A 15,068-nucleotide genomic window follows, 5' to 3' on the forward strand; every position below is an offset into this window, starting at 1 on the left:
ATATTTTCTGATTTTTTTGCAGTTTACGCCGCAAATTTGATACGAAGCGCCAACTTTTGCATGATATGCATGCACTTATATGTTGTGCCGGAGCCAATTTGATGCGGTCTATGAAATTCTGGGTGCGTTCCGACTTCATAAAGTTCCTCAAGACACAACCGTACACACGTACACTTGATTGGAAACAAATCGAGGATCGCCACAGCCTGACCGAGGAAGCGACGGACAATCCGCTCGGCATCGTGGCAGCTGACATCTATTTTTCCATCTTCGAGGAAACCGCCAAATCCCTTGGCAGCGACGCGCTCTATTTCGATCTGATGTATGAAGCGCCGGTCGGCCCGTTTTCCGCTTCCGACTATCTCTTTGTTTGCGCACCGGATTTGCGTACATCCCTGCAGTCGATGGTCGACTATGCCCCTGCCCGTACAAACGCGGTCGACTTCATTTTCGAAGAGAATGAAAACTACGGCGTGTTCGAGTGGCGGATGATCGAGGGACTTGGGGAATGGCGCCAGAGCATGTTCGGGCAGATGGCCATCACTGTTCGGCATATCGAGCTGGTGCTTGGAGACGACAAGCCCCCACTGACAATGGAGCTTGCGGCAGAACCGCCCATTTCCAAATCAGCGTTCTTGGCCAAATACGAGAACCGGGTCACCTTCAACACGCTCAGAAACAGAATTCTTATTCCGCGGCATATGCTTAGCAGGCCGAACAACCGGCACGAGGAAAACCTCTACCAGATTATTCTGCGCGCATCGGCACAGGATCTGGAGACGTTCCGGGAGTACGATTCCGACATTTCGCGCGTCACGACCCAGATTGTCGAGAACCTGAAAGCCGGAAACTGCACCCTTCCGGAAGTCTCCAAGGCGCTTGGCATGTCCCAGAGAACCCTGCAGCGCGTGCTGGAAACGGAAGGCTCCTCCTTCCGCACCCTGGTGGACAAGGTTCGCAAATCGGCTGCACGCCGCTACATCGTGAACAGCAATTTGCCCTTCAAGGAGATCGCCTATCTGCTTGGGTTTTCCGAACTGAGCACTTTTTCAAGGGCTGTAAAGGCCTGGTACGGCGTGTCACCGCGCGGCCTCAGGGACAAGAAGAAAACCGAATTGAGCAGGAAGCTCAACAGGTAATCTACCCGCAAAACAGACTGAATTAATTCACCTTTTTACAAAAATAAAAGTCCCGGCCTTGCCGCCCCTGAAGGCGGCAAAACCGGGATCTCGAAAGTCTATTCGCTAAATTTCAAAAAAAAGCACGGGACCGGCAAAACCGCTTTCCCGTGCAATTACATCCGAAACCTTTTGGAAGCACGTGGGATGCTCCGATCGGGTACTCATGCGGCCCGGATGCCGGACCAAGCCTTTGTTCTATTATCACAACCATGTGTTCCGATGCGCAACGCTCCAACCAATTTGGGGCTGATTGAAGCGCTCTGCAGAGTACCGGGACACCCAGTTGCAGGCTTAGGACCTGAGGCTCAGAATCGAAGTTAGGTGGGAACAACCGCAACCCTGAGGCACACAACCTGTGTCTACGGTATAAATACCCCATTGTAATTGGCAGGATTTGATTAAATTTATCACTTTACGCCATTCTTTACCGTAACGTAGCTTTAAATGCGGACAGTACCCGTAAAGATTGCGGATGCCAGCTACGCATCTTTTCAATTGATGTTACGTAGTCAGGGCATTGTAAGTGCCAGTTTCCTGTACTACCTAAGAATCAACAACTGGATACATTGAACAACCGGGAAAAATGACATGACACAACAAGGCCTGACCCGTCTTCTGGGCGGCTCCCCCGGGCAGGTGGTTCTTCGGCTGGTGTTTCTGTCCTTCGTGGTTGGTGTCATCCTCTCGGCGCTGGATCTGAACCCCCTTGATATCTTTGACATGATCCAGACGTTCTTCTCGCGCCTGTGGCACATGGGCTTTGATGCTCTGGGGTCAATCGGGCGGTATTTCCTGCTCGGCGCAGCAGTGGTTCTGCCAATTTGGCTGATTTCCCGGCTACTTAGCGTTTTCGGACGCTCTTCCTGACACCTTTGCCGGCTCGCTCAACCAGCAGCACAGTCGTTGCCGACTGCGAGCGCCGCGCGATGGAGCGTCAAATGGCGATCCGCCAGTTCGTCAATATCCTCGCCGTATCCGCCGCCGAGCACACCGGCGAGCGGTATCCCGAGTTTGCGCACAGTCCCTATCACGAAAAGATCCCGGCGCTTCAGCCCGTTTCTTGACAGACCAAGTCGGCCAAGCCGGTCGCCCTCCCAAGGATCAACGCCCGCATTGTAAAAGACGATATCCGGTCTGCTTGCCTCCAGGATCGACCTCAGACGCGCCTCCAACAGGGCGAGATAACTGTTATCTGGCATGCCGTCGGGCAGCTCTGCGTCATGGTTGGAAGGCACCTTTCGGACAGGGTAGTTCTTGCGGGCGTGCATGGAGAAGGTGAAAACGCTTTCATCCCGTCGGAAGATATCCGCAGTGCCATCCCCCTGATGCACATCGAGATCAATCACCAGCGCCCGCTTGATGACACCGTCCGCCTGCATGACGCGAATGGCAACAGCCACGTCGTTAAAGACACAAAAGCCGGCGCCATGCGCCCATCTTGCGTGATGGCTGCCGCCTGCGGTGTTGCAGGCCAGACCATGTTCCAGCGCAAGATATCCGGTTAGTACCGTTCCCCCCGTCGCATAACGGGCACGAGCTGCAATATCCTCAAGAATATCGAAACCGATCTCCCGTGAAACGGCCTTTGGAACACTTAAGGAAAACACCTGATCGACATAACGGGGGTCATGCGCCAGCGCGACCCACTCAAACGGGGCTGCACGCGGTTTGTGGAACGGCCTACCCTGCAACAGGTCTTCCTGCAAAATGAAGTCTGCCACCGCCCGAAACTTGTCCATCGGGAAGCGGTGATTGGCGGGCAGGACGGCGCAGTACCCCGGATGGTGCACAATCGGAACAGTCATGGGATCAGTTATAGCGGGCGCTGCCTGCGTGGAAAGCTCCGCTGCACCCTTTGATGCGCTTGACGAACGGGCACATTGAGCCCAAAGACAGGGTTTGAGAAAGTCTCCCTCCATGAATGCCCCGACACGACCGACCCTTCCTTTTGACGTCACTTGGCGCACGGTGCTGACGATTGCCCTGCCGATGACGATCGCCTATCTGTCCACCCCGCTGCTGGGACTGGTGGATACGGCCGTGATCGGCCAGCTGGGAGACCCTGTTCTTGTCGGCGGCATTGCAATTGGCGGCATCATTTTCGACCTTGCCTTCACCACTTTCAATTTCCTGAGGTCCGGCACAACGGGGCTGACTGCGCAGGCCGTTGGCGCGAACAACAGCCGCGAAATTCCAGCCATCCTGATGCGGTCCCTCTGCATTGCCCTGATTGCAGGCATTGCGATCATTCTTCTACAGGTGCCGATCCGCGATGCAGGGCTGTTCTTCCTTGGCGGCAGTGATGCGGTTCAGGCCGCCACGGCAAGCTATTTCGATATCCGCGTCTACAGTGCGCCCTTCCTGTTGGCGAATTACGCCATTCTTGGCTGGTATATCGGCCTCGGGCGTGCGGGCGCAGGTCTTGCCCTGCAATTGTTTCTGAACGGATTGAACATTGCCCTCAGCCTCTGGTTCGTCATGGGGCTTTCCCTGGGCGTGGAAGGCGTTGCCGCAGCCACCGTCATCAGTGAAGCCGCAACCACTCTCCTTGGCGGTGCTGCTGTGCTGTGGACCCTAAAAGGGTCGCCATGGCCCAGCCGGGCACATGTCTTTGACCGCGAGCAATTTCTCAAGACGATGGCGTTGAACCGGGACATCATGATCCGATCCTTCACCCTGCTGATCGCGTTTTCCTATTTTGTTGCCCGCTCAGCCGATCAGGGCGAGGTCATTCTGGCGACAAACACCATTCTTGAAAAGTTCATCATGACCGCCGCCTTCTTTCTGGACGGGCTGGCGACTGCGGCAGAACAGCTGGTGGGCCGGGCTGTCGGGGGAAACTATCGTCCCGCTTTCCGCAAGACCGTTCGTCTGACTGTTTTCTGGAGTTTTGTTATCTGCGGGCTGCTTTCAATCCTGATTGCCCTGTTCGGGCCGCAGCTTCTGGATCTCATGACCACCTCCGATGAAATCCGAGCCACCGGGCGCGAGTATCTGGTCTGGGTGATCATCGCGCCAGTCTTCGGCGTTCTGGCCTATGTGATGGACGGTGTGTTCATCGGCGCAACATGGTCGAGAGACATGCGGAACATGATGCTGGTGTCGCTGGCTGCCTTTCTGGCAGCCTATCACCTGTTCTTCCCGATCTGGGGCAATGACGGACTCTGGCTGGCCCTGACCATCTTTCTTGGCATCCGCGGCCTGTCGCTCAGCGTCATGTGTCGCTGGCGTGCAGACCGCACCTTTTCGCCTGACCCCATCGCCCTTTCGAACAGAGCCTGATTAGCGTTTTACGGATTTGCGGAGGCCCAGGCGGACATTTCCGTATCGCGAACCTCACGCAGGGACGCAATGCCCTCGCGGTCAAGGCGGGCAATCAGGCCCTTGACGATGGTGTTGGCAAGGCGCGGTCCCTTGTAGACCATGGAAGAATAGAGCTGCAGCAGGTCCGCACCCGCCGTGATCTTCGTCCACGCGGTTTCCGCGCTATCGATCCCGCCAACGCCAATCAGGGGCAAATCCGGCCCGACGCGCTTGCGGGTCTTGGCCAGCATGATCGTTGATTTCAGAAACACCGGGCGTCCCGAAAGACCGCCCGTCTCATTGGCAACGGCTCCGGACCGCAATCCTTCGCGGCTGATCGTCGTGTTGGAGACGATCATGCCGTCGACTTTCTTGGCCAGCACCACTTCACAGACATCGTCGAGCGTGACCTCGTCCACATCCGGAGCAATCTTCAGCAGAACCGGCACCATGCGGCCAACCCGGTTGGTGGCGGCATCGCGTGCTGCCATCACGCCGCTGAGCAGCTCTTCCAGCGAGGCGCGTGCCTGCAGGTCGCGCAGTCCCGGTGTGTTGGGCGACGAGATGTTCACGGTGAAATAGGACGCGTGATCGGCGAAGGTCTCAATGCCCTTCACATAGTCGGCGATGCGGTCGCTCGCATCCTTGTTGGCACCCACATTAATGCCGACAATGCCCGGACGCCCTGCCCTTGCCTGCAGTTTGGCAAGCAAGGCCTGGTGGCCCTTGTTGTTGAAGCCGAAGCGGTTGATGACACCCTCATCGGCGGCAAGGCGAAACACGCGCGGCTTGGGGTTTCCCGCCTGCGGCAGTGGTGTGACGGAGCCGATTTCGGTGAAGCCGAAACCAAGTCGCAGAACCTCGTCGGGAACATCGCCGTCCTTGTCGAAGCCTGCGGCCATTCCAACCGGGTTTTCGAAGTCCAGATCCCATAGGGTCTGCTTCAGGCGTGCATCCCTCGGGCTGTCACAGGCCGGAAGAAGACCGGATTTCAGCGCCTTGATTGTCACACCATGGGCGGTTTCCGCGTCCAGTTTGTGGAGAGCGGCCAGACCAAACTGATCGATGAGGGACAGGATCATTGGGAAAGTTCCGGAAATTGGTGCACACCGTCATCCCCCAGCGGCAGGTCCTTGACCCACAGGGCAGTATCGACGGGCATGGTGTCAAAAAGATGCGGGAACAGCGCGCCGCCGCGGGACGTTTCCCACTTCATCGCCGGTCCGAAGGCATCGGCATCGCAGGCAATCAAGACAAGGTCCGTTTGCCCTGCAAAGTGCTTGGCAGCCGTTTCCTTCACCTGATCTCCCGCCGAAAAATGGATGAAGCCGTCGGCGAGATCGACCGGCGCGCCCTTGAACTCTCCGTCCCGGACGGCGATATCCCACATGGATTTCGGCATTATCTTGAAAATCAGCGACATCACCCGCTCCCGGTGGCATTTCAGGCGGACCAGCTCCACCAGCAAGAAACTCGGCGCGGACCCTATAGGCACCGACCGGGCAAGACAACCACCGGGATGCGCAATCCCCACGCCTAGGAATATTTTGACAGGATTCCCGGGCCGGAACATAGTGAACAGGCGACAGCTCCCCCTGTCGCCGGCACATTCGGAGAACAGCATGCTGTCGCATGAACAAATCTGGACGGCGATTGACACCTTGGCCGCAAGAAACGGGATGTCTCCTTCCGGATTGGCGCGGCGGGCAGGTCTTGATCCGACAACGTTCAATCCGTCGAAGCGCTTCGGCGGCGATGGCAGGCCACGCTGGCCCTCTACCGAATCCCTTGCGAAAATCCTTGAGGCGACCGGGGAAAGCCTCGACACGCTGCTGGATGTCCTGAAGGGTCGCCTGCCCGGGAACACCCGCTCCGCCCCCTATGCCGATCAGGTTCAGATGGTGCCCGTTGCCGGGTTTTCCGAAGCCAGCCAGCAGGCGGCTTTTGACAAGGATGGTCGCCCGTCCAGCAAGATGTGGGACCAGATGCAGTTTCCCGATCCCAAGGCGAAGGGGCTGTTCGCACTGGAGATCAGCAATTCGGAGCTCAGCCCGTTTTATCGGCAGGGCGACATTCTGATCGTTGACCGCCAGCAGGCCATTCGCCGTGGAGACAGGGTTCTCGTTCGTCTTGCAGACGGCAATCTCAAACTCTTTGTCATGGCGCGACAGAACCCGTCTGATTTCGAGTTTCATTCCCTGTCACCGCCCGTCACACAAACCAGCATCAAGCGCTCTTCGATCGCCTGGGTCGCCCGGATCCTTTGGGCAAGCCAATAGACCGATGTATTGCCGAACTCTCGCTCGCCTGATGTTGACCCTCGCCGCGCTGGCCCTGGTGCCTCTTGTGGCATCAATCGGCCAGAGCAGTGCCCAAACAACCAGTCAGGCAACCGGCCACGGCCCGGCCCCCGATCCGTCACGTATTCGCAATGTGTCGCCGGAAGGCGTCACGCCGCCCCCCGTCACAGGCCCCTTGAAGCGGATCGAGCCATCCAGGAGGTATCAGGAGCTGGTTAATCCCCCGGTGGAACCGGTTCCGGACGGTCCTCTTGTTCTGCGCCGTGTCCATGTCCTGAGCGCGGCCGATCTGGCGACGGATGAGCTCAAGGTCCGTCTTGCGCATGTTCAGCCGCTTGTCGGCGATGCGACTTGCGAGATATCCGGCTCGACCAGCTGGCCATGTGGAGCAAGAGCCCGAACCTTCCTGCGTGGGTTGGTGCGCCAGTTCCAGATCACCTGCACTAAGGAAGCGGATGCGGGACCCAAGGCGATTATCGCCAACTGCCAGCGCGGCACGATGGATCTCTCCGAGGCGCTGATCCGCAATGGCTGGGCGGATGTGTCAGAAGCAGCGCCCCCGGCACTGGTTGCCCTTCGAGACGAGGCCAAAGCCGAAAAGCTCGGCATCTGGCGGCAGGAATGGTCCTCCCCCTATTCTGCAGTTACGACAGACCCCGAGCCGGGAACGGAGGTCACCTCTCCTGCTGCGAGCCTGACGGTTGAGGAAAGCGGGTTGATTGACCTTGGCATTCCTGGCCTCGACCCGGCCAGTTCCGATCCGGTCAATCCGTTCGACTTTCCCTCAGGTGTTGCCACCGACACCGAGGACACACTCTTGTCAAATTCGAGTGAAAACCCGCGCCCCTGACCACATTTGCGCCGCGGAATCATCCGTTTATCACCCTTCTGCGCTCACAAGATGCCCCAACTCCTGCGCCGTAATGACCCATGGGCACATGCGCGAAACGCCTCTGCCCGATCACTTAGATCAGCGGGCGCTAAATCGGGATCGATTGAGCGCCCGAAGCTGATCGATTCAACAGTGAACGAGCATCGGGCGTTTCTAGCAAAACGCCCGATGCTCTTGGGCAGGAGTTGATCATGATACATAAATCGAAGAACTGGTTTGTAGCAGGGTTCCTTTCCCTGCTGGTCCTGGTGGGCCTTGTGTGGAGCTATGTCGGCGACAGGTTGGGTACTTCCCATATGTTCGGGCAACCCAAGGAGACGGCCGATGCCTCACAAGACGCTTCGGAAAAAGCTGAAAATCGAAACCCGACAATTTTGACACAGACCGGGCAACCTCAATCTCCCACCAAACCATCCGATACGACGACGGCTCAGACACCTGCGCATCCACCTGTCGAGCCCGAAGCTGCTTCGGAGAGCATGCAGATGGCAGATCAGGCTGTTCAGGAAAACCCAGTCATCAGGATGTACAGCGGGGGGGAGCCGGGTGGACTGTCGGCACCAGCAGCACCCCTTGGGAAAACCAGAATGCTCTTGCAGCCCAGCGGTGCCTCGGTTTCGGTCTCCCCCCAACTACCGAACACCGAACGTTTTCCGGAAGCTGAGAGCAATCCGCTGAAACAGGTCAAGGCGGACCCGGTTTCGACCTTCTCGGTCGATGTGGACACCGCCTCCTACGCCTTTATCCGCTCCGAGCTGGTCAATGGCCGCAAGCCGAACCCCGAAGCAGTGCGCATCGAGGAAATGATCAATTATTTCCAGTATGATTATGCAACGCCGGACAGCCGCGAGGCCCCGTTCTCGACCAATGTATCCGTCGTCGAAACGCCGTGGAATGCGGATACCAAACTCCTTCACATTGGCCTCAAGGGCTACACGGTTCCCCTTGCAGATCTTCCGCCGCAGAACCTTGTCTTCCTGATCGACACGTCCGGTTCCATGCAGGATGAAACCAAGCTGCCGCTTCTGCAGCAGGCCTTCCGCCTGCTTCTGTCGACGCTGCGCAGCGATGACACGGTTGCCATCGTCACCTATGCGGGCAATGCCGGTGTGCTGTTGGAGCCGACCGCTCTTGCCGACAAGAGCAAGATTGCAGAGGCCATAAACTCGCTGACCTCCGGCGGCAGCACGGCTGGCCACGCAGGTCTGAAGGAGGCCTACAAGCTTGCCGAAACGATGCAGGGCGACGATGCCAAGACGCGCATCATTCTGGCAACCGATGGCGATTTCAACGTCGGCCTGTCCAGCGCGGATGAAATGAAGCAGTTCGTGAAGGAAAAGCGCGAGAGTGGCATCACCCTCTCCGTCCTCGGCTTCGGCCGCGGCAATTACAATGACGAGCTGATGCAAGCGCTGGCCCAGAACGGCAACGGCGTTGCGGCCTATATCGATACGCTTTCAGAGGCCCGCAAGGTTCTGGTCGATCAGATCGTCAGTTCGATTTCCACCATCGCCCAGGATGTGAAGATCCAGGTGGAGTTCAACCCGGCAACCGTCGCCGAATACCGGTTGGTCGGCTATGAGACCCGCGCGCTGAAAACAGAGGACTTCAATAACGACAAGGTTGATGCTGGTGACATCGGTGCTGGCCACACCGTGACAGCGCTCTACGAGGTGACGCCTGTTGGCTCGCCCGCTGTGCGGATCGATGACCTTCGCTACGCCGCCCCTTCCCCTTCCGAGGGTGACGAGGCACCGGCGGAGTTTTCCGACGAACTGGCCTTCGTGAAGCTGCGCTACAAACTGCCGGGTGAAGCCAAGAGCACGCTGATCTCAACGCCCGTCACGCTTTCGACGTCTGCCATCCCGCAAGGTGAAACGGAGTTTGCAGCGGCTGTCGCAGGGTTCGGCCAACTCTTGAAAGGGACGGATTATCTCGGCGCTTGGACGGCAGCCGATGCACTGAAATTGGCTGAAGCCAATGTCGGTGATGATCCCTTCAACTACCGAAACGAGTTCCTCTCCCTCCTGCGCCTGTCTTCCATCGCGCAGACATCAAGAGGCACCAGATTTTAAATGAAAAGGGACGGCTCCCGATGGGGCCGTCCCATTATTTCGAGTTCGAGCGAAGTTGAGCGCTTCATACTCCTTTGATATACTCCTGTATGATAGGGATATATAAAGAGGACACTATGGCCCGGATAAAGGTGAACCTGACCATTGACTCCGAGGTCGCTGAAGCGGCTCGTTCGCTTGGCCTGAACATGTCCCGGCTTGCAGAAACGGCGATCGCAGAGGCGACAAAAGCTGAACGCAATCGGCTGTGGCGTGAGGAAAACAAGTCTAAGATTTCGTCCTATGCAGAAGAGGTCGAACGGGAAGGCTTGGCCCTCGCAAAGTACAGAAGCTTCTGAGTGCCGTAGGCCATGGCCCAGTTCGACCTCTATCGCCTCAAAGGCGGGCAACTCGTTGTCGATTTGCAGACAGATCTGATCGGTATCGATGCGTCCCGCATCGTCGCGCCCCTTCGGGAAGCCGGCGCTTATACATCCTTTCCCGGACTGACCCCGGAAGTCGAATTTGACGACCGTGTGTGGATTGTCAGAGTGCAGGAACTGGCTGCTGTCCCGGGGCGCGAGCTGGAGGATCGCGTTGGCTCACTTGCAGCGCATCGCGACATGTTGAAACGGGCGCTGGACATTCTGATCGACGGTTTTTAAGGCTGGAGCAGGCAGATAAAAAAGGGACGGCTCCCGACGGGGCCGTCCCTTGGTGTTTTTGGAGCAAAGACTGGAGTTGATTAAGCTGCCAGTTCTCCGGAAAGGGCCTTCCTGATCAGCTCCCGGGTCTCCGTGATGCCGTAAAGCGCCACGAAAGAGCCGAAGCGCGGGCCCTTTTCCTGACCGATCAACAACTGATAGAGCGCGGAGAACCAGGCAACAGAAACGCCCGGGCCGCCATCAGGGCCCTTCTTCTTTTCGTCCTGATACCGCTCGATCGGGCGGGCAACATCCAGAACCGCGTCCTGAATGGTGTTGCCGTCCGCATCCGCCGGAAGCGCTGCAAGGCTGGCATCAAGGGCCTCAAGCGCAGCACGTTCGACATCGTCCGGGGTCTTGAACGACTTGGTCGGTTTGACGAAGTCATCAAAGTAGCGGATCGCAAAGCCGACAAGTGCATCCAGATGCGGATGGGTCTCGGCCGTTACTCCCGGCGCGTAGCGGGAAATGAATGCCCACAAAACGTCCTTGTTTTCCGCGTTGGAGGCCGACACGAGGTTCAGCAGCATCGCGAATGGAACAGGCATATCGATGGCCGGAACAGCACCGGTATGAATGTGCCAGGCCGGATTCATCAGCTTCTGCTCAACCGGCATTGCCGCGTATTTTTCCGCAAAGGTGTAGTATTCGTCGACTGCTTTCGGGATCACGTCGAAATACAACTTCTTTGCCGTCTTGGGCTTCTGGAACATGTAGAGCGCAAGGCTTTCGGTCGGAGCGTAGGTCAGCCACTCGTCGATGGTCAGGCCATTGCCCTTGGACTTGGAGATCTTGGAGCCATCGTCTGCAAGGAACAGCTCGTAGACGAAATGCTCCGGCGGCTTGCCGCCCAGAACCTTGCAGATCTTGTCATAGAGTTCCATGTTCGGGCCGTGGTCCTTGCCGAACATTTCAAAGTCGACATTCAGGGCTGCCCAGCGCGCACCGAAATCCGGCTTCCACTGCAGCTTCACATTGCCACCCGTAACCGGAAGCGTGACATCCGTCCCGTCTTCATCGGCGAAGGTGATCGCGCCGTCCTTGGCATTCACATCCTTCATAGGGACATAGAGAACCCGGCCGGAAATCGGGGAGATCGGCAGGAACGGCGAATAGGTCGCCTGACGCTCTTCACCCAGTGTCGGCAGCATGACCTTCATCAGGTCATCGTATTTCTCGACCGCCTTCAAAAGAATGTCGTCGAACTTGCCGGACTTGTAGTACTCGGTCGCGCTGGCAAACTCGTAGTCGAAGCCGAACGTGTCGAGGAAGCGGCGGAGCATGGCGTTGTTGTGATGGCCAAAGCTTTCGTAATCGCCGCCGAACGGGTTCGGCACGACGGTCAGCGGCATCTGCAGATACGGCTTCAGCGCTTCCATGTCCGGCACGTTTTCCGGAATCTTGCGCATGCCGTCCATGTCATCGGAGAAGCAGAGCAGCCGGGTCGGGATCTTGTCTTCGGTCAGCAAACGGAACGCCGTGCGCACCATTGTGGTGCGGGCCACTTCGCCGAAGGTGCCGATATGCGGCAGGCCGGACGGGCCATATCCGGTTTCAAACAGAACCGGCACCGACGGATCCCGTTTCTCGACACGTTTGACCAGTTTGCGTGCTTCTTCAAAGGGCCAGGCTTTGGAAGTCCGGGCCGCCTCAACGAAGTCAGACGAGAGGTCAAGCGGTGGCAAAGATCGTTCGGTCATGATGATTGGTTCGGTTCTGTTCTTGTTAGAGAAAGTCGCAAAGGCGGGCTCAAAAGAAGTTCAAAAGCCTGCAGCGAGCGGCGCGACACTAGAAAAGCAAGCGGCCCGCGTCAACGAAATGTCGCACTGCACGGCTTGAAGACTGGGCCTTGAGCGGATATCCCTCGTTTTATTGTCAATCCGCGTCGACCGAGAGGCCCATCGAGAAGATGAAAAAAGACGTCAGCATCCAGGAAGCCCTTATCTATGTCATGGTGATCATGTCGGCCGCCGACAGCAGCATGACGGACAGCGAACTGGCCTCGATGGGAGACATCGTGAAATCCCTGCCGGTCTTCAAGGGCTACAACGAAGACGACATCATCAGCGCTGCCCAGCGCTGTGGCCTCGTGCTGCAAGAGCCGAACGGACTGGATTCCGTTCTGACGCTGATTGCAGACACCCTGCCCTCCAAGCTCTATGACACCGCCTATGCAGTCGCAGTGGAAGTTGCGGCGGCAGACCTGAACCTGCGTCAGGAAGAACTGCGCCTGCTGCAAATGCTGCGCGACCGCTTCAATCTGGACAAGCTGACCGTTGCTGCGATCGAGCGCGGCGCGCAGGCCCGTTACCGCACCATCTGATCTCGCAAATCGAGACTTGATGTTCAAAACCCTCTTCAAGCGCCCGATCCGTTGGGCGCTTTTTTCTCTTGGTATTTTATCGGCAATAGGCCTTGGCCTTGTTGCCCTCTCCGGACTTGCGGATTTTGATTTATCGACACGCTCCGGACAGGAAGTCACTTTCGAACATGCCGGATCGCAAATTTCCGGAAGCCTTCATGTTCCGGACGGTTCCGCCAACCCACCGCTTGTCATCCTGATTCACGGCGATGGACCCCAAGACCGATATTCTGGCGGCGCTTTCCTGCCCTTGATCAGCTTCCTGCTGGATCAGGGCATTGCGGTCTTTTCCTGGGACAAACCCGGCGTCGGCAAAAGCACGGGCGATTGGCTCGCTCAATCCATGGATGACCGGGCTCGACTCGCGATCAAAGCCCTAAATACGCTGCGAAAAGTCGATGGCTTCTCAAATGCAATCATGGGCTTCGTCGGATTTTCCCAGGCCGGGTGGGTTGTCCCTCAGATAGCGCTTCAGGATGGCTCTGCGGATTTTCATGTTCTCGTCGGGCCTGCGGTCGACTGGATCAATCAAGGTCGATACTTCACACGAACACGCCTGAAACTGGAGGGCATTGACGAAAACCGGATTGATATCGAGCTGGCGGAGTTTGAACGGGAGGTCGCCCTGCTTCTCGAGCCTGAACTTACCCATGAAGCCTATGTCGATGCTTTTCCCTCATCGGCCGACTTGACACGCGAGCGGTTTGACTTCATCCGCAAGAACATCGCATCAAATTCGACAGCTGCGCTATCCCGAACGCCAGCACCCTTTCTCGTTCTGCATGGCGCGGAGGATCTGAATGTTGATGCGAGAGGTGAGAACAGACGTTTTAAAGAGCTGTTGGGCCAGCGGCATCCAGCGACAGAACTCCACCTGATTGACAACGCCACCCATGCCCTGCTGGACGCGCGCTTCTTCAATCACCAAACCCCGGATGGAGCTCCCCTCTGGACGGGCTGGATGTTTATGTCGCTTGGGCGTGAGGCCTATGCGCAAGACGCTCTTGAGCGAATGGCTGATTGGATCAAGGCGAGAGCGCTGGCAGTTCAATAATACCTATGATCAATTCAAGCTGCGTTTGCCGTCCGGCAGGTCGAGTGAGAACGCAGGAATGTCGACATCAAACATGCTGCCGTCCGGGCGCTCCATTCGATAGGACCCGACCATGAAGCCGGAATCCGTCTTAAGCGGGCAACCGGAAGAATATTCATAGGATTCACCGGGCTGAATGATCGGTTCTTCACCGATCACCCCCGGACCGGAGATTTCCTCGACGCGGCCGAGCGCGTCCGTGATCTTCCAGTAGCGCGTGCGCAGCTGCACGGGCCCTTCGCTCTCGTTGCGGATTTCGACCATGTAGGCCCAGATGAACTGGCTGTCCTCGGGACTGGATTCGTCGTCGAGGTAGAAGGGTTCCACCGTTACCTGGATGCCATTTGTTATTGCGCGATACATTCTGCGGTATCCTGTTGACTATCGGTATCGTAGCAACACCCAAAGGCGGCTCGATCCGCCAAGGGTGTTGTTCTGCCCTGAACCTGTTTATAGGCCCAATAACGCAAGCTTGAAAGAGTTTGGGTTGCCCTGTGTAACGTCGTGTTCCATTTATGAATCAATGCCCAAGTCGGGAACCTCTTAAAAAGTGCAAGAATGTTCGACGCCCAGATCCGTCCCTATATAGATCCACCCCTTGATCGGGCCGGACGACTTGTGGCGCAGGCGGGCATCTCCGCCGACACGGTGACGCTTGTCGGATTTGCACTTGGCATGGGTGCTGCGGTGGCCATTGCAACCGGTCTCCTGCTTCTCGGCCTTGTGCTGATAGCGCTCAACCGGATTGCGGATGGATTGGATGGCGCTGTCGCCCGTGCGACCCACAAGTCCGACCGAGGCGGCTATCTGGACATCGTGCTGGATTTTGTCTTTTACGGCTCGATCCCCATGGCGTTCGCCATTCTCGATCCAGCGCAAAACGCCTTGCCCGCGGCAGCCCTGCTTCTCAGCTTCTATGCCAATGGTTCGGCGTTTCTGGCCTATGCGATCATGGCGGAGAAGCGTCGGATCACCACGACCTCGCAGGGCATCAAGTCGCTCTATTATGTGGCTGGCATCGCAGAAGGGGCCGAAACAATAGCCCTCTTCGCGGTCATGTGCCTCTGGCCAGCCGGTTTCCCGATCCTGGCCTGGGGTTTTGCGGCGGTGTGCTTCGTATCAGCTGCCGCACGCATCATCGGCGCGGCAGCCAGCCTGAAAGGCAATTGATACTGGTAT

The 15,068-nt window shown here is 57.5% G+C and carries 16 protein-coding genes; 11 read left to right on the forward strand and 5 right to left on the reverse strand.

The genetic code is table 11. From position 1 onward, the window contains the following. Positions 1-101: 101 nt before the first annotated feature. Both F0155_RS09850 and F0155_RS09855 read left to right on the forward strand, forming a co-directional pair. The gene (locus F0155_RS09850) at positions 102-1,139 is read left to right on the forward strand and encodes an AraC family transcriptional regulator (RefSeq protein ID WP_161599785.1); all 1,038 of its coding nucleotides are present in this window, start codon (positions 102-104) and stop codon (positions 1,137-1,139) included. Between the two features lie 630 nt (positions 1,140-1,769). After that, positions 1,770-2,048 (forward strand): DUF6460 domain-containing protein, encoded by a 279-nt coding sequence (locus F0155_RS09855; protein ID WP_150524340.1) that lies wholly within the window; start codon positions 1,770-1,772, stop codon positions 2,046-2,048. 17 nt (positions 2,049-2,065) lie between these two features. Here the strand turns inward: F0155_RS09855 and F0155_RS09860 are convergent, their stop codons facing one another. Next, complete coding sequence (locus tag F0155_RS09860; RefSeq protein ID WP_150524341.1) at positions 2,066-2,986, reverse strand: histone deacetylase family protein; 921 nt, start codon at positions 2,984-2,986, stop codon at positions 2,066-2,068. Positions 2,987-3,098: 112 nt separating this feature from the next. Here F0155_RS09860 and F0155_RS09865 point away from each other — a divergent pair, with 112 nt between their 5' ends. Next, entirely contained in the window at positions 3,099-4,463 is a 1,365-nt protein-coding gene (locus F0155_RS09865) for an MATE family efflux transporter (RefSeq protein ID WP_150524342.1), read from the forward strand. Positions 4,464-4,471: 8 nt separating this feature from the next. Here the strand turns inward: F0155_RS09865 and F0155_RS09870 are convergent, their stop codons facing one another. Next, positions 4,472-5,566: a quinone-dependent dihydroorotate dehydrogenase gene (locus tag F0155_RS09870; protein ID WP_150524343.1), complete on the reverse strand. Its 1,095-nt coding sequence runs from the start codon at positions 5,564-5,566 to the stop codon at positions 4,472-4,474. Beyond that, positions 5,563-5,907, reverse strand: a complete 345-nt coding sequence (locus F0155_RS09875) for a DUF952 domain-containing protein (RefSeq protein ID WP_150524344.1) — start codon at positions 5,905-5,907, stop codon at positions 5,563-5,565. Before F0155_RS09875 ends, F0155_RS09870 begins: the two co-directional genes overlap by 4 nt. 199 nt (positions 5,908-6,106) lie before the next feature. Between F0155_RS09875 and F0155_RS09880 the strand changes: the two genes are divergently transcribed. The 5 genes from F0155_RS09880 (at position 6,107) to F0155_RS09900 (ending at position 10,395) form a co-directional block, all read left to right on the forward strand. Continuing rightward, positions 6,107-6,763 (forward strand): S24 family peptidase, encoded by a 657-nt coding sequence (locus F0155_RS09880; protein ID WP_150524345.1) that lies wholly within the window; start codon positions 6,107-6,109, stop codon positions 6,761-6,763. Positions 6,764-6,794: 31 nt separating this feature from the next. Continuing rightward, a complete protein-coding gene (locus F0155_RS09885; RefSeq protein WP_161599786.1) occupies positions 6,795-7,634 on the forward strand; it encodes a thermonuclease family protein in 840 nt (279 codons plus the stop codon). Positions 7,635-7,867: 233 nt separating this feature from the next. Then, positions 7,868-9,751, forward strand: coding sequence for a vWA domain-containing protein (locus F0155_RS09890; RefSeq protein ID WP_150524347.1), 1,884 nt, complete (start codon positions 7,868-7,870; stop codon positions 9,749-9,751). A gap of 116 nt (positions 9,752-9,867) precedes the next feature. Further along, positions 9,868-10,089 carry a type II toxin-antitoxin system CcdA family antitoxin gene (locus tag F0155_RS09895; protein WP_150524348.1) on the forward strand — a complete coding sequence of 74 codons (222 nt, stop codon included), beginning with the start codon at positions 9,868-9,870 and terminating at the stop codon, positions 10,087-10,089. Between the two features lie 12 nt (positions 10,090-10,101). After that, positions 10,102-10,395, forward strand: a complete 294-nt coding sequence (locus F0155_RS09900) for a CcdB family protein (RefSeq protein WP_150524349.1) — start codon at positions 10,102-10,104, stop codon at positions 10,393-10,395. 80 nt (positions 10,396-10,475) lie between these two features. Here the strand turns inward: F0155_RS09900 and F0155_RS09905 are convergent, their stop codons facing one another. Next, complete coding sequence (locus F0155_RS09905; protein ID WP_150524350.1) at positions 10,476-12,134, reverse strand: lysine--tRNA ligase; 1,659 nt, start codon at positions 12,132-12,134, stop codon at positions 10,476-10,478. A 209-nt stretch (positions 12,135-12,343) separates the two neighbouring features. Here F0155_RS09905 and F0155_RS09910 point away from each other — a divergent pair, with 209 nt between their 5' ends. Next, complete coding sequence (locus tag F0155_RS09910) at positions 12,344-12,757, forward strand: tellurite resistance TerB family protein (protein WP_150524351.1); 414 nt, start codon at positions 12,344-12,346, stop codon at positions 12,755-12,757. Positions 12,758-12,776: 19 nt separating this feature from the next. Beyond that, positions 12,777-13,850: an alpha/beta hydrolase family protein gene (locus F0155_RS09915; RefSeq protein WP_150524352.1), complete on the forward strand. Its 1,074-nt coding sequence runs from the start codon at positions 12,777-12,779 to the stop codon at positions 13,848-13,850. Positions 13,851-13,859: 9 nt separating this feature from the next. Here F0155_RS09915 and apaG read toward each other — a convergent pair whose 3' ends face one another. Beyond that, positions 13,860-14,252 (reverse strand): Co2+/Mg2+ efflux protein ApaG, encoded by a 393-nt coding sequence (gene apaG / locus F0155_RS09920; protein WP_150524353.1) that lies wholly within the window; start codon positions 14,250-14,252, stop codon positions 13,860-13,862. 195 nt (positions 14,253-14,447) lie between these two features. Here apaG and F0155_RS09925 point away from each other — a divergent pair, with 195 nt between their 5' ends. Continuing rightward, positions 14,448-15,059: a CDP-alcohol phosphatidyltransferase family protein gene (locus F0155_RS09925; protein ID WP_150524354.1), complete on the forward strand. Its 612-nt coding sequence runs from the start codon at positions 14,448-14,450 to the stop codon at positions 15,057-15,059. Positions 15,060-15,068: the final 9 nt, after the last annotated feature.

This window comes from Roseibium sediminis, assembly GCF_008711325.1.
Taxonomy (GTDB): Bacteria; Pseudomonadota; Alphaproteobacteria; order Rhizobiales; family Stappiaceae; genus Roseibium; species Roseibium sediminis.

Excerpts from the sequence above, each read along its gene's own strand:
- F0155_RS09900 (WP_150524349.1), top strand. The coding sequence starts at position 10,102 with ATGGCCCAGTTCGACCTCTATCGCCTCAAAGGCGGGCAACTCGTTGTC.
- F0155_RS09915 (WP_150524352.1), top strand. The coding sequence starts at position 12,777 with ATGTTCAAAACCCTCTTCAAGCGCCCGATCCGTTGGGCGCTTTTTTCT.
- F0155_RS09875 (WP_150524344.1), bottom strand. The coding sequence starts at position 5,907 with ATGTCGCTGATTTTCAAGATAATGCCGAAATCCATGTGGGATATCGCC.
- F0155_RS09895 (WP_150524348.1), top strand. The coding sequence starts at position 9,868 with ATGGCCCGGATAAAGGTGAACCTGACCATTGACTCCGAGGTCGCTGAA.
- F0155_RS09870 (WP_150524343.1), bottom strand. The coding sequence starts at position 5,566 with ATGATCCTGTCCCTCATCGATCAGTTTGGTCTGGCCGCTCTCCACAAA.
- F0155_RS09880 (WP_150524345.1), top strand. The coding sequence starts at position 6,107 with ATGCTGTCGCATGAACAAATCTGGACGGCGATTGACACCTTGGCCGCA.
- F0155_RS09885 (WP_161599786.1), top strand. The coding sequence starts at position 6,795 with ATGTTGACCCTCGCCGCGCTGGCCCTGGTGCCTCTTGTGGCATCAATC.
- F0155_RS09905 (WP_150524350.1), bottom strand. The coding sequence starts at position 12,134 with ATGACCGAACGATCTTTGCCACCGCTTGACCTCTCGTCTGACTTCGTT.
- F0155_RS09855 (WP_150524340.1), top strand. The coding sequence starts at position 1,770 with ATGACACAACAAGGCCTGACCCGTCTTCTGGGCGGCTCCCCCGGGCAG.
- F0155_RS09925 (WP_150524354.1), top strand. The coding sequence starts at position 14,448 with ATGTTCGACGCCCAGATCCGTCCCTATATAGATCCACCCCTTGATCGG.
- apaG (WP_150524353.1), bottom strand. The coding sequence starts at position 14,252 with ATGTATCGCGCAATAACAAATGGCATCCAGGTAACGGTGGAACCCTTC.
- F0155_RS09860 (WP_150524341.1), bottom strand. The coding sequence starts at position 2,986 with ATGACTGTTCCGATTGTGCACCATCCGGGGTACTGCGCCGTCCTGCCC.
- F0155_RS09890 (WP_150524347.1), top strand. The coding sequence starts at position 7,868 with ATGATACATAAATCGAAGAACTGGTTTGTAGCAGGGTTCCTTTCCCTG.
- F0155_RS09865 (WP_150524342.1), top strand. The coding sequence starts at position 3,099 with ATGAATGCCCCGACACGACCGACCCTTCCTTTTGACGTCACTTGGCGC.
- F0155_RS09910 (WP_150524351.1), top strand. The coding sequence starts at position 12,344 with ATGAAAAAAGACGTCAGCATCCAGGAAGCCCTTATCTATGTCATGGTG.
- F0155_RS09850 (WP_161599785.1), top strand. The coding sequence starts at position 102 with ATGCGGTCTATGAAATTCTGGGTGCGTTCCGACTTCATAAAGTTCCTC.